General features: G+C 72.0%; 10 protein-coding genes. 2 read left to right on the top strand and 8 right to left on the bottom strand.

Annotated features, from left to right (window positions below; genetic code table 11):
• Nucleotides 1-20: 20 nt before the first annotated feature.
• The gene (locus H4687_RS20570; RefSeq protein ID WP_046917911.1) at nt 21-809 is read right to left on the bottom strand and encodes an SDR family oxidoreductase; all 789 of its coding nucleotides are present in this window, start codon (nt 807-809) and stop codon (nt 21-23) included.
• Between the two features lie 80 nt (nt 810-889).
• Here H4687_RS20570 and H4687_RS20565 point away from each other — a divergent pair, with 80 nt between their 5' ends.
• Entirely contained in the window at nt 890-1,747 is an 858-nt protein-coding gene (locus tag H4687_RS20565; protein WP_046917910.1) for a hypothetical protein, read from the top strand.
• 183 nt (nt 1,748-1,930) lie between these two features.
• Here H4687_RS20565 and H4687_RS20560 read toward each other — a convergent pair whose 3' ends face one another.
• The 3 genes from H4687_RS20560 to H4687_RS20550 all read right to left on the bottom strand — a co-directional run bounded on the left by H4687_RS20560 (nt 1,931) and on the right by H4687_RS20550 (nt 4,585).
• Nucleotides 1,931-2,140, bottom strand: coding sequence for a DUF397 domain-containing protein (locus H4687_RS20560; protein ID WP_046917909.1), 210 nt, complete (start codon nt 2,138-2,140; stop codon nt 1,931-1,933).
• 300 nt (nt 2,141-2,440) lie between these two features.
• Nucleotides 2,441-3,310 carry a helix-turn-helix domain-containing protein gene (locus H4687_RS20555; RefSeq protein ID WP_046917908.1) on the bottom strand — a complete coding sequence of 290 codons (870 nt, stop codon included), beginning with the start codon at nt 3,308-3,310 and terminating at the stop codon, nt 2,441-2,443.
• Nucleotides 3,311-3,826: 516 nt separating this feature from the next.
• On the bottom strand, nt 3,827-4,585 hold the full coding sequence (locus H4687_RS20550) for a GOLPH3/VPS74 family protein (RefSeq protein WP_005486078.1): 759 nt from the start codon (nt 4,583-4,585) through the stop codon (nt 3,827-3,829).
• A 271-nt stretch (nt 4,586-4,856) separates the two neighbouring features.
• On the opposite strand from H4687_RS20550, the gene H4687_RS20545 reads away from it, so the two are divergent.
• Nucleotides 4,857-8,183: a D-alanyl-D-alanine carboxypeptidase gene (locus tag H4687_RS20545; RefSeq protein WP_050398161.1), complete on the top strand. Its 3,327-nt coding sequence runs from the start codon at nt 4,857-4,859 to the stop codon at nt 8,181-8,183.
• Nucleotides 8,184-8,652: 469 nt separating this feature from the next.
• On the opposite strand, the gene H4687_RS20540 is transcribed toward H4687_RS20545, so the two are convergent.
• The 4 genes from H4687_RS20540 to H4687_RS20525 all read right to left on the bottom strand — a co-directional run bounded on the left by H4687_RS20540 (nt 8,653) and on the right by H4687_RS20525 (nt 13,274).
• Complete coding sequence (locus H4687_RS20540) at nt 8,653-10,326, bottom strand: hypothetical protein (protein ID WP_046920228.1); 1,674 nt, start codon at nt 10,324-10,326, stop codon at nt 8,653-8,655.
• A 425-nt stretch (nt 10,327-10,751) separates the two neighbouring features.
• Nucleotides 10,752-11,624: a MerR family transcriptional regulator gene (locus tag H4687_RS20535; protein WP_046920227.1), complete on the bottom strand. Its 873-nt coding sequence runs from the start codon at nt 11,622-11,624 to the stop codon at nt 10,752-10,754.
• Nucleotides 11,625-11,724: 100 nt separating this feature from the next.
• Nucleotides 11,725-12,231 carry a glutathione peroxidase gene (locus tag H4687_RS20530; protein WP_046920226.1) on the bottom strand — a complete coding sequence of 169 codons (507 nt, stop codon included), beginning with the start codon at nt 12,229-12,231 and terminating at the stop codon, nt 11,725-11,727.
• Complete coding sequence (locus tag H4687_RS20525; protein WP_046920225.1) at nt 12,228-13,274, bottom strand: ArsR/SmtB family transcription factor; 1,047 nt, start codon at nt 13,272-13,274, stop codon at nt 12,228-12,230. The genes H4687_RS20530 and H4687_RS20525 overlap by 4 nt, the downstream gene beginning before the upstream one ends.
• Nucleotides 13,275-13,308 lie beyond the last annotated feature (34 nt).

The raw sequence follows: 13,308 nt of genomic DNA, 5'->3' as shown, positions 1-13,308 counted from the left end.
GAGGCCCCGGCGTGAGCAGGTCAGCGCATCAGTTCCCCGGCGTTGACGAGCAGCGACTGGCCGGTGATCGCCCGCGCGCGGTCCGAGGCCAGGAAGACCGCCGCGTCCGCGACGTCCCCGTCCGTGGCCAGCTCCGGCAGTGCCATCCGCTCCGTGAGCCGCGCCAGCACCTCCGCCTCGGACACCCCCTCGGTGTGCGCCGAGAACCGCACGTACGCCTCCACGGGCGGCCCCCACATCCAGCCCGGCAGTACGGTGTTGACCCGGATCCGGTGCGGCCCCAGCTCCCGCGCCAGCGAGTACATCGCGCTCGTCAGCGCCCCCTTGGACGCCGCGTACGCCGCCTGCCGCACCTGCGAGGGCGCGGCCACCGCCGACTGGGTGCCGATGATGACCACCGACCCGCCGCCCGCCGCCTTCAGTCCCGGCAGGCAGGCCCGGGTCATCCGCAGGGTGCCCAGCAGATTCACGTCGAGGACCGCCTGCCAGGTGGTGAAGTCGGCGTCCTCCAGGCCCCCGAAGTAGCTGTCCCAGGCCGCCACGTGCACCACCGCGTGCACACCCCCGAACCGCTCCCGCGCGAGCGCCGCGAGCGCCGCGCACTGGGCCTCGTCGGTGATGTCGGTCGCCCGGTACGCCGTGCGCGCGCCCCGCGGGTCCACCTCCGCCGCGGCCTTGGCGAGATTCGCCTCCGTACGCGCCCCCAGTACGGCGTTCCCGCCGTCCCGGACGACCGCCGCGGCGACCCGCTGGCCCAGTCCGGCCCCGACTCCCGAGACGACGACCGTCTTTCCGGTGAGCAGTGACATCGAAGACCTCCCGGCTCTGGCGCATTATCTGACGGAGCGTCAGAGTATGGGCGACCGCAGAGGGACGGAAGGGGACGCACATGAGCGAGGCCGAGCACAGGAGCGAGGACACCCGCAGCGCCACGTACGCCGAACTGGCCGCCGTCGGCCCCTACGGCGTCCGTCCCGGCCACGCCCTGATCACCATGGTCGAGCCGCACCCGGGCCACGAGTACGCGTACAACCGCTGGTACGAGGACGACCACTACTACGCGGGCGCGATGGCCATGCCCTGGATGTTCTCGGGCCGCCGCTGGGTGGCCACCCGCGACCTCCAGCTCCTGCGTACGCCCGAGAAGTCGGCGATCGCCCAGCCGGTCACCGCCGGCTGCTACCTCTCCACCTACTGGATCACCGACGGCCGCTACGACGACCACATGAGGTGGACCGTCGCCATCAACAGGCGGCTGAATCGCGACGCACGCGTCTACCAGGACCGTACGCATGTCTTCACGGCGTTCCAGGACCACGAGGTGACCGTCTACCGCGACGGCGCCGCCGGACCCCGCGACTTCCATGCCCTCGACCACCCGTACGCGGGCCTCGTGCTCCAGGTGATCGACGCCGAAGGACCCGCGGAGCGGGGGGAGTTGCTGGAGTGGCTGCGGGCCCGGCACCTGCCCAAGCGGCTCGCCGGGTCGCCGGCCGCCATGGTCACCGTCTTCCGGCCCACCCCGCTGCCCCTGGACCGGATGTCGTACGTCAAGCAGGTCGAGGGCGTCGACACCCGCCTGACCCTGCTGTGGTTCCTGGAGGGCGATCCGCGCGACTGCTGGGAGGCGTACTTCGGCGGTCTGGGGGAGGCGGTCACCGAATCGGGGCTGGGGCGGCAGGAGTTGCTCGCCCCGTTCGTTCCCACGGTGCCGGGGACGGACCGGTACGTGGACCGCCTGCGGTGATCCCGGGGTGATCCCGAGGTGTTCCCTGCGGCGGCCCGCGTGCCCGCGCGCCGGACCCGGCGGTGGGACGCGGGCAAGGCCGAGCCCCCTCGGCCAGGACGGCGGGCCGGTCGAGAGGGCTCTGTCAGTGGGTGTGTGTGGAGTTGGGGTGAGGGGGATGGTGATGGTCGTGGTGAACCATGGTCACGCGAGGTCGAAGGCTCCCCGGCCGACCTCGGCCACGAACGCGCTCCACGAGTCGGCGGGGAACGCCAGCGTCGGGCCGTCGGTGACCTTGGAGTCGCGCACGGACAGGGCCGAGACGACGGGGGACTTGACCTCGACGCACGCGCCGTTGCCCGTGGAGTAGGACGACTTGACCCACGAGTTCTGGGCGCCTTGCTGAATTGCCATTTCTGCTCCGCTTGCCGGTTGGTCGCTGAGTTGCTGTCGCCGAACCGTGGAAGGGTGCTGTCCGTTGCCGGAGCCCACGGTTCGGTTTGCGCCAAGGTCGTTGCTTTCCTTGGCGTGATCGACGCTACTCGCCAACATCGGCTGGCGAAGCGACTATTCACTCGGGTGGGTGGCATATTCCATGGGGGTCTTCCCCCCGAGTGTGTCGAGGGTGTATCTTCCGGCCCCTTCAGTCCCACCAGGCCTGGAGGGGCCGTTCAGCGGCCCTGCGGAAACCGTTCGGGGGCGGTCGGGGGCCGTTCAGTGGGGACGGAGTTGCGCGTAGTCCTTCGCGATGTCGGCGATGAGCTGGCGGGATTGCTCCACGTTCAGGGCCTGGGCCCGCAGGTGCTCGTACATGACGCTGTACTTCTGGACATCGGCCGGCTTCTCCAGGTACAGGTCGCTGGTGACACCCTCGATGTAGACCACGCTGGAATCCGACGCGTCCGGGAACTCCAGGATCGCGTACTGCCCGTTCAGGCCGGGATGCGCGCCCATGTCGAAGGGGATCACCTGGACGGTGACGTGCGGGAGTTGGGGCTGCTCGACCAGATGCTCCAGCTGCTCGCGCATGAGGGAGCGGTTGCCGACGACCCGGCGCAGCGCGGACTCGTCGAGGACCGTCCACAGCCGCAGGGGGCTCTCCGGCGCGGAGATACGTTCCTGTCGCCTCAGCCGTACCTGGACCCGCTTGTCGATGTCGGCGGGCGTCGTCTCGGGCAGCGCGCCCGCGATGAGCGCCTCGGCGTACGGCCGGGTCTGCAGCAGCCCGGGGACGACCTGGGGGTCGTACACGCGCAGGCTGGCCGCGTCGGTCTCCAGACCGATGTAGACGCTGTACGGAACGTCGCCGAAGGCGTGCCACCAGCCCTGCTGGCGGGAGTCCTTGGCCATCTGCATCAGGGAGTCGACGACCCGCTGGTCCTCGACCTCGTAGACTCCGCAGAGGTCGCGGACGTCACGCTGGCTGATGCTGCGGCGGCCGTTCTCCAGGCGGCTGATCTTCGACTGGGAGACCAGCAGCCGCTCGGCGACCTCCTCGGCGGTCATGCCCTTGAGCTCGCGGAGCCTGCGCAGCTCCTGGCCCAACCGGCGTCGCCTGACGGTGGGATTGACGTTGGACGCCACGGGACGTGCACCTCCGGCTGCGTGCCTCTACTTTGCGTATCTGCTGTTGAGCAGATTGCCACCAAGGTGCCGAGTACCGCTGGAAAACAGCGGATATGCGCTGCGTACGCGCCGTTCGCGCCGATGTTTTTCCGCCGTGGAGGGATCTCCGCCGGATGGACGCGCGCGGGGCGCGGCCGGCCTCGACGTCACTCGCGGCCTGGCATGGCGGCGAGGTGGGCGCGGCCGCCTGCACGCGACCGCCTGCGGGCCGGGCGCGGGCATGCGGTCGCGCGGGGCGTGTGGGGGCGTACTACGGCCCCACACGCCCCGCGCGAACCTGCGGCTCCCGAACCGGGTCCTGGGTCCCTGGGCGCCCGTGACGCACGTGGTGCGGTGGGGTAGGGACCCGCGGCTCAGGGGTCCTGCTCCCACACGCACCCCGGTGCCTCGGCGCCTGCGCCGAACTCCTCGCGCGCTTCAGGTGTTCTCGGTGCTCTTCGTGCTTCTGGTCCTGCGGTGTGCTGCGTGTGTCTCTCAGTGCGCCACTACACGGGCCATCGAGCCGCGGCGTGGCTGCATCGGAACACCGCGCGCGGGTTCCGGTGCGGGTGGCCTGGCGCCGGGGGCGGCCTGACGGCCGGTCGGTGCCGGGCTGCGGCGCGGCTGTGCGGCCACGCCGTTCTGCACGTCCATGACGGCGTGGGCCACCAGGCCCCCCATGGGGTCGTGCCGGATCAGGTCCCGCAGCCGGGAGCGGGACGAGCGTCCCTCGTTCCCCGGATACAGGTGCTTGCCGAGGCCGACCGCGTGCGCCAGCGCGGCGAGCGCCGCGGTCCGCGGGTCCGGCGGGACGCCGGTGCGGATCGCGGAGTCCAGCCGGGCTCGGATCTCCCGGCTGATCTCGGTCTGACTCGCCTGGTAGCGAGTGGTCGGCAGCACTCCGCACATCTGGCCCGCCACGGCATGCACCATGCCGCACCGCTCCAGATGCGAGAGATAGATCTGGCGGAGCCCGAGACGCGGCCCGCCGATCCAATGGACCGCCCGTACGGGAGCGCCACGCCTTCGCAGCAACTCCAACGCGCAGTCCAGAGTCGGATCTCCAGTCGGCCGTGGGGACACCACGGCGATACGATCCCCGTCTGGGGCTATCCGTCCGGCCAGCGCCAGCTCCACTAGCTGCGCTCCGGCCAGACCAAGGTCGAGCGACTGCGGCTGTGCGGTGGTACCCGTGGCCGGGTCCAACGCCAGCAGCAGAAGCTCTTCCGGAATCGTTCTGCGGCTCCTGCCCATCCATGCCTCCCCGCGTGGATGACAGACAGGGTGACCCCTCTCACATTGGTCTGTCGAGAGTGCGTGACCGAAATGTAGTGGAACCGATAGGTATGTCGTTCTCGTCTACCGCAGGGGTTAAGCCCGCACACAGGACACTGGTACATGGTTCGGACAGCGGCGAGGCGCGGCGGTGCGCCGGTGACTAGTGTCCGGGCGGCGGGATTTCACGGAATCACGGTTCGGTTGGGCGCGCGCTCCTAGGACGGGCGGCGCGCGGGAGGAGGCATCGGTGGCGGGCACGTCCCCCGACAGGTCGCAGCGGTACGAGTCGTCGACGGAGTCGACATCGGGGAACGAGCCACCGCTCCGGGACGCCCCCGGCCCCGCGAAGCCATCCCTGGACCCACGCCTCGCGATGTCCCGGGACCCCGCCCCGAAGCCGGACCAGGCGACAGCGGTGTTCTCCCGCCGGACCTTGCTGGAGGCGGAAGGCACCGATCTGGATGGTGCCGGTGCCGGTGCCGGTGCCGGTTCGGGTTCGGGTTCGGGTTCGGCGGACTCTGCGGGGCGGGGAGCCGTCGGGGGTGCCGAATCGGAGACGGACGGGCCGGAGGCCGGTAGGGGCTCGGGCGCCGGCGCCGGCGCCGACGGCTCGGACGGGGCTGGTGCGGATGCCGGTTCGGGTGCGGGAGGTCCGGAGGCGGGCGACTCGGACGCCGAGGCGTCCGACGACGGCTCGGACGCGGAGCTTTCGGAAGCCGGTACGGATGACGCGGGCTCGGATGCCGACTCGCCGCCCGCTGTCCCGGACGCGGACGCGGGCGACGCGTCGGCGGACACCGACTCCGGCGACGGTGAGGACGCCGGTGGCGCGGTGACGGGCCCGGACGGCCACGGCCGGAGCGCGGAGAGGGCCTCGGGCGGCAAGCCGGGGGCTGGGGCGGCGGACGCCGCCGAGGAGAGCCAGGACGCCGCGCCGGACCAGCGCCAGGAGGAGACCCCCGGCAGCAAGCCTGTCCCCGGGGCTGACGAAGGCGGCCGGGGCACGGACAGGACCGAGTCCGCCGACACGGCCCCGGCAGCCGGGGACGACGACGCCGACCGGCACGACAGCGCTGCCGCTGCGCCCACCCCCACCGCCTCAGCGGTACGACTGCCCGCGGCTCGGGCGGGCGAGGAGACCAACTCCGCCGCCGCTGCCCGTACGGACGCCGACGCCGACACCGGCAGCGAGGCCGGCACGGAGGCCAAGGCCGACGCTGCCGCCAAGACCTCCCGATCCGGCGACGACCCGAAGACCACCACGCTCCGGGTGGAATCGGACGGCAGGTCTACGCCCGGTTCCGCCACCACCGACAGTGCGAAGCACCCCACGGACACGCGCCCGGCTGCCGCCGCCAGCACGGAGTCCGACCCCGCCGACGCGCCCCCCGCCACCGACAGCACGGTTCACCTCTCCGCTGCCGGGCGCCCCGGCGCCGCGAGCGCGAGCGGGACCGCCCGCGCCGGCGAGGGTGCAGGCGTCGGCTCGGACTCGACCGAGGCCGTGGACGTGGACGCGGCCGTGGACGTGGACGCCGACCAGCCACACGCCCCCACCGGGCCGCAGGCCCCCGCCGGCCCTGACGACCCTGCCGACGGCCGGGACGGCCCCGCCGACGGCCGGGACGATCCCGTCAACGGCCCGGACGGCCCCGCCGACGAATCAGGCCCCGCCGACGAGCTGATCGCCGCCGACGGTGGAGGCGCCCCACAGGGGCCACCCGCGGACGACGACGAAAGCCGCGCGGGTGGTGCGGGTGGGACGTCGGAGGGCGATGGCGGAGCCGAGGCGGGGCGGGCTGTGGATCAGCCGACCGCCATCTTCCGGGCCCCCCGGCCGCCCGCCGTGGACCACCCCACCACCATGCTCAAGCTGGGCGGCGCCGCCACCAAGGCCACCGAGCCCGTCGACCAGCCCGAGGACGCCGTCAGGTCCACGGACGCCGACAGCGCCGAGGCCACCGACGGAGCCAAGGCCGACGCCAGGCCCGACGTCACCGACAAGGTCGCGGCCGACGCCGATCCCGGCCCCGCAGGCAGGGCGAAGGGCGACACCGAGCCCGCCCCCGCCGGCAGGGCGAAGGTCGATGCCGACGACGAGCCCGGCAGCACGACCCCCCCGCCCCCATCCGAACGCACCAGCAAATTCGTCGCCCTGAAGCCGCTGGACGAGCACGCCCCGCCGAGGCCCCCGGCCGCGACCCCGGACAGCCCCGCCATCACCCCGGCGGAGGCGACGCGGACCATCCCCCAGGTGGGCCCGGAGCGGACGACGCAGCAGCCGCTGCCGCCGAAGCCGCCGCTCGACCTGCTGGCCGAACTGACGAACACCCCACCGCCGCGCCAGACCCCCGTGCGGACGTTCATCCGCCGGGTCAAGATCTGGACCCCCCTGGCCATCCTGCTGGTGATCGTGTTCGCGGTCGCACAGTCCCTGCGCCCGCTCCCGGCCCCCACCCTCGCCCTGACCGCCGACGAGTCGTACGCGTTCAAGGGCGGCAAGATGTCCCTGCCGTGGCCCGACGAGGGACAGGGCTGGATGGACGTCAACGGCATCGGCACGATGGACAGCTTCGGCGAGCAGAAGCCCGTGGCCATCGGCTCCGTCGCCAAGGCGATGACCGCCTACGTCATCCTCAAGGACCACCCGATGAAGGCCGGGGAGAAGGGCGCGAAGATCCCGGTCGACGCGAAGGCGGAGACCGAGGGCGGCTACGACAAGGACGGCGAGTCCACGCTCAACACCGTCAAGGAGGGCGACACGCTCTCCCAGTACGACGCGATCGCGGCCATCATGATTCCGTCCGCGAACAACATCGCGCGGCTGCTCGCCCGTTGGGACAGCAACGGTTCCGAGGAGGAGTTCGTCAAGAAGATGAACGCCGCCGCCAAGGACCTCGGGATGAAGAACACGAAGTACACCGACCCGTCCGGGCTGAAGGAGACGACCGTCTCCACCGCCGAGGACCAGGTCAAGCTCGGCAACGAGCTGGTGAAGATGAAGGCGCTCACCGACATCACCAGGCTGCCCTCCTGGAAGGACCCCTCGGGCCAGCCCTGGAGCAACTACAACCGGCTCGTCCCCTACGACAACGCCATCGGCATCAAGACCGGCTCCACCACGGCCGCCGGCGGCAACCTCCTCTTCGCGGCCACGCAGGAGGTCGGCGGTGAGACGGCGATCGTCGTCGGCGCGATCCTCGGCCAGCACACCCCGCCGATCATCGACACGGTCAACGCGGTCAGCAAGACCGCGATGCTCGCCGCCCAGGACGGGCTGACCTCCGACACGATCCTGAAGAAGGGCGACGTCGTCGGATACGTCGACGACGGGCTCGGCGGCCGGACCCCGGTCGTGGTCACGAAGAACGTCTCGGCGGTCGGCTGGGCCGGCAAGACCGTCAAGATCGAACTCGACGCGAGTGCCACCATCCCGCACGAGGCGAAGCCGGGCACCGAGGTCGGCTCACTGATCGTCGGCAACGGCACCGGCGACGGCGTGGAGGTGCCGGTCGCCCTCCAGGAAACCCTCACCGAGCCCGGCTTCCTCACCAAGCTGACCCGAGTGAGCTGACGGGAGTGGACTGACCCGCGCGGACTGACCCCCGAGGCACAAGGCACGCGGCACAAGGCACGAGGCGCCCCTTCCGACCACACGGACGGAAGGGGCGCTTCCGTGCGCGTCAAACGCGTTCCGAGGCTTGCTTCCCAAGGCGGTCGGCCGCCTCTTCCTCGCGATCGAGCGCCATGGACGGGACTCGGTACGCAATGCTTTGATCACCTGCGCTACCGTGCCGCCGCGAACAGCGCGGACGCGGACTTCAGCAACAACGACATCGGCGACAACAGCGTGAGCTGCGTCGAGTTCTGAGGCCGCCGGGTCTCCGACCCGCAAGCGCCACGAGGGGGCGCCGCGTCCGGACGCGGCGCCCCCTCGCACGTACCAGCACGCCGGACCCGTACACGCCAGTCACGTACACGCAGAGGAGCCCGTTCCATGTCCTTCCCCGTGTCCGCCGTACGCCTCCCGCCGAGCGCCCCCCTCACTCCTCCCCGCCGACCCCCTTCTCGTCCGCTTCCTTCTCGCACTCCAGGGCCGTCTTGCGGGACGGTCCGCCGTACTGGGAGCTGATGCGCACGTTGCCGGGTTCGTGGACCGTGAGGCGGGTGAACTCGGTGAGGTCGCCGTCGGACTCGCGGTCGGCGGTGAGGCAGCCGTTGTCGGCCCAGAGCCAGGGGGAGTAGGCGACGCGGACGGTGACCTCGCCGGCCCTCGGCATGTGGACGACGAGGTTGGCGCCGTCCGCGCTGACGACGGTGGCGGGGCGGTCGACCAGCGGGGTCGCGTTCTTCACCCGGTAGATCTTCCAGTTGGCGTCCTGCCAGACGGGCTGCAGATAGTCCGGCCCACTGGTCACCAGCGCGTGTTCCAGCTCGGCGGGCCCGTCCGGCTCGCCGTTGACGAGGACCACGAACCCGACGGCCCACTGCGAGAGCCACGCCTTGTACGCGGTCGGCGTGAACGCCCCCTCGGGCACCTCGGTCCCGCCATGGCCCTCGTAGAACAGCCGGCCGCGCTCCACGTCGGCCTGCCGGTTCCAGCCGCGGGCCATGTTGATGTACGGGGCGAGGATGGCGGCCTCACGGTGGTCGCGGGCCGGTACCACCTCGACGCGGGTCTTCCAGGCGCCGAGCCGCTTCAGCTCCTTCACCACCCCGTCGGTCTTCACCGCCCACTCCGGCACCTTCGTGTTGGTGACGATGTCGGCGGTCGTCTTGCCGGTCAGCCAGGTCACGGACAGCACCAGGGCCACCACTCCGGCCACCGTCCGCCGCTGCGGCGTGAACCAGGGCAGGGGGAGCCGGGCGCCGTCCGTGCGCGCCTCGCCCCGGTACAGGCAGATCGCCAGGGCGGCCGCCGGTCCCGCCAGCTCCAGGAGCCGCTCGACGTTCGTGCCGATGGGTGTGGGGATCAGGTAGCACAGGACCACGCCGAGCGCGTAGATCGCGGCGCTCAGGCGCAGCACCCGCCAGGCGCTCGGCGCGACCAGCACGACCACCGCGCACAGCACGACCGGCGGCCATATCCGGCTGAAGGCCATGGGCTGCTCGCCCTCGAAGGGGAACAGCAGCGTGGTCACGGCCACGACGGTCACCGGCGGCAGGATCAGCGCCCCCGCCCGGCCCCACTCACGGCACAGCAGATACGCGGCGCCGATCACGAGGAGGAACAGCCCGGAGACGGGACTCCCCAGCGTGGACAGCGTCGCGCACACCGCCGCCGCCGCGAGCTGCCGCCCGCCGCGCCCGCTCAGCACCGCCAGCAGGGCCCCCATCGCGAAGGCAGTGCCCAGCATGAACGTGGAGCGCCCCGACACCACCTGGCACCACAGCGAGAACGTCGCCGCCAGCGCGACCGGCACCGGCGCGCGTACACCCATGCGAGTGACGACCGCACCGGCCAGCCAGGAGGCCGAGAGCCCCGACACCAGCGTCACGGGGACCACCCCGCACGCCGCCATCAGGTACGGCGAGAGCACGCTGTAGTTCGCCGCGTGCAGACCGCCGTACCAGAACAGGTTGACCGCGGAGTCCGGGTACATCTTGGCGAACTCCGCCCAGGCCACCTGGGCCGCGAGGTCGCCGCCGCCGGTCGCGAAGACCGCCCACCACACGAAATACAGCGGCAGGGCGCACAGGGCGGCCGTGAGGGGCACCCGATGGCGTTCCCGCCACGGCTCGCGCGACGGTTTGTCGGCGCGCGAGACGGGTCGTCGTGGGGTCAGCTCGGCAAAGGCCACTGCGGCTCTTCCGTTCCGTTTCGGCTCGTGCGGGCGGGTGCGGTCTTCACCGACGTCGTCCCTGACGTTCTCCGTGTGTTGAGGTAGACGCTAACCACTCGCCGACAGTTGGCCGACAGGACGTATGCGATCCGGTACGGCCGTAGGGAAACCCCTACGACCGCACCGGTATCCGACCACGGCGGCACCCGGCACCGACCACGGCCGCACCGGTATCCGACCACGGCCGCACCCGGCACCGACCACGGCCGCACCGGCACAGGCACCGACCACGGCCGCATCGCCGGAGTCAGGACGCGACCGGCACCGGCAGAGTCGGGACGCGACCGGCACCGGCAGAGTCAGGATGCGACCGGGAACGCCACGTCGCACACCGGGTCCTCCGGACCCGCCGCCTCCCAGTCGGCGAAGTAGATCTCGCGGCACGGCCCGCTGATCTCCAGCCCCTGACCGGCGATCCACCGCTCGACCGCCTCGAACGCCGCCAGGATCTGCGGATGCGCCACCTGGGCCTTGCTGATCCGGGTGTACACGAGCCGTCCCGCCGGCTCCACCCGCACCTTCGTCTCCCAGGACCGTCCGTACTCGGCCGCCCACACCCGCGCGGCGCTCTCGTCCGCCACCGGAACGCACGCCTCGGCGGGCCCGTCGCTCTCCATCGACACCTCGGAGTGGTAGACGACGAACGGCGCGCCCGTGCTTCCGCCGCACGCCGCCGCGCCCTCCTCCAGCCGCCCCAGCGACGCCCCGATCCACGCCGGCAACTCGTCCGCGAGCGTGTGGCGCGACTGGGTCAGCAGCACCTGGGCAGCGGTGTCGACCGTTTCGACCGTGAACTTCCCGTACATACCGGTATCCCTTCCCGACAGCCGTCCACGGAGGTAGTCGACCAGGGTCCGCTGTGCCGCGAACCGCTCCTCGGCGCCGGCCCAGTACGCGGCGAGCCGCTCGGCGGCCCGCGCGCCGTCCGGCTCGACGGTCTCGACGATCTCGGCGATCCGCGCCAGAGGCATGTCGAGCTGACGCAGCAGTGCCACCAGACGGGCACGTTCGACCTGGTCGGCCCGGTAGTACCGGTAGCCGTTCACCTCGTCGACGTACGCCGGCGGGAGCAGCCCCAGCCGGTCGTACAGCCGCAGCGCCTTCGCCGACAGCCGCGCGCGGGCGGCGAAGGCACCGATGGTGAGCAGGTCGTCCGGATCGTCGTCGTTCATGCGCACTGGGTCGCTCCTCCGTCACCGGGCGCCTTCCGCCCGGCGAGAGGGACGCTGCCCCTTGCCCCAGGGGCAAGGTCAACGAAGGGTCCTCCGGCGGTCAGCCGATGGCCTTCTCCACGGCGGCGACCAGCTCCGCCGACTCCGGCTCGGTCTGCGGCGAGAAGCGGGCGACGACCGAGCCGTCGCGGCCGATCAGGAACTTCTCGAAGTTCCAGCGGATGTCGCCGGTGTGACCCTCGGCGTCCGCGTGGTCCACGAGGCGCTCGTACAGCGCGTGCCGGTTCTCACCGTTGACCTCGACCTTCTCGGTCAGCGGGAAGGTCACGCCGTACGTCGCCGAGCAGAACTCCGCGATCTCCTCCGCCGACCCCGGCTCCTGCCCGAGGAACTGGTTGCACGGCACACCGAGCACGGTGAAGCCCTGCGCGGCATAGCGTGCCTGCAGCGCCTCCAGGCCCGTGTACTGGGGGGTGAGACCGCACTTCGAGGCGACGTTCACGACGAGGACGGCCTGTCCGGCGTACTGCGCGAGGTCCGCGGAGCCGCCCTTCAGAGCGTCGATCTGCACGTCGAGGACGGAGGGGGTGGCGTTGTCTGTAGTCATAAACGGATGCTATCTCCGGAAGGATGTTCGCCCCCGCGAGGGTGCGGCGCGCGCACCAGCACCTCCCCCTGCGCCGTCCGCGCGTACAGCACCGACCGGCCCGCCCGCCCGCGCCGGATCAGCCCGGCGTCCAGCAGCACCCGCAGATGACGGCCGACGGAGCCGAGGGTCTTCCCGGTCACCGCGCACAGCTGGGTCGTGCTCATGGGGGAGTCGAGGAGGACGAGGACCCGGGCGCGGGCTCCGCCGATAAGCGCCCCGAGCGCGGCGGGCACGACGCCCCCATCCCCACCACCACGATCCCCACCCTCGCCTCCGCCTCCGCCTCCGCCGTCGGCGAGGACCCCCGAGCACGGGTACACCACGGCGTACCGCTCCCGCTCCTCCCACGCCACCCACCCCGTCCGCTGCGGCGTGACCGGTACGAAGACCAGCCGCGCCCCGGAGATCTCACGCGGCGGGTACTCGTGCAGATTGACCTGCAGCCGGTTCTCGCCGAGCCACCTCATCCCCGGCCGCAGCGCGTCCAGCACCGCCGTCCAGCCGCCCTGCCCCAGCAGCGCGGTCCGCGCGAGCACATCGGCCTCCAGCACCCGCCGGCGCCGCTCCCAGTACGGCCGTACGGTCTCCTCCCACACGTACGTCAGCAGGCCGGCCGCCCGCTCGGGAAGGTCGTCCCGGTGCAGGGCGGAGGGCAGGGGGCCGCGCAGGGAGAGGACGAGGTGGGCGCGGGCGGCGGCGGGGTCTGCGCCCCGGACGCGGGCGATCTCGTCCGCGAAGGACTCGTTCTCGCGGGGCGTGGGCGTCAGGAAGTCGGCGATCCACTCCCTGCCGAGCCCAGAGCGGATCAGCAGGGCGGTGACGGGGTCACGGTCCAACTCGCGCCGGTAAGACGGCAGATGGGCCGCCAGCCAGGCCCGTTCTCCGGGATGCGTACCGGCCCCCGCGTGGAGCAACTTCAGACTCGCGAACGTCTCCGCGAGCGGCGAGACGACGAACCGGCTCCCGGCGAGGGTGTCGGCGTTGACCTGCCACCAGCCCACGCGGTCACCTCCGACAGTACGACGCGAGCCCGCC

This window comes from Streptomyces stelliscabiei (assembly GCF_014873495.1).
In the GTDB taxonomy this organism is placed as follows: domain Bacteria; phylum Actinomycetota; class Actinomycetes; order Streptomycetales; family Streptomycetaceae; genus Streptomyces; species Streptomyces bottropensis.
The sequence above is the reverse complement of the archived record's forward strand: the minus strand, read 5'-3'. Positions and strand labels throughout refer to the sequence as shown.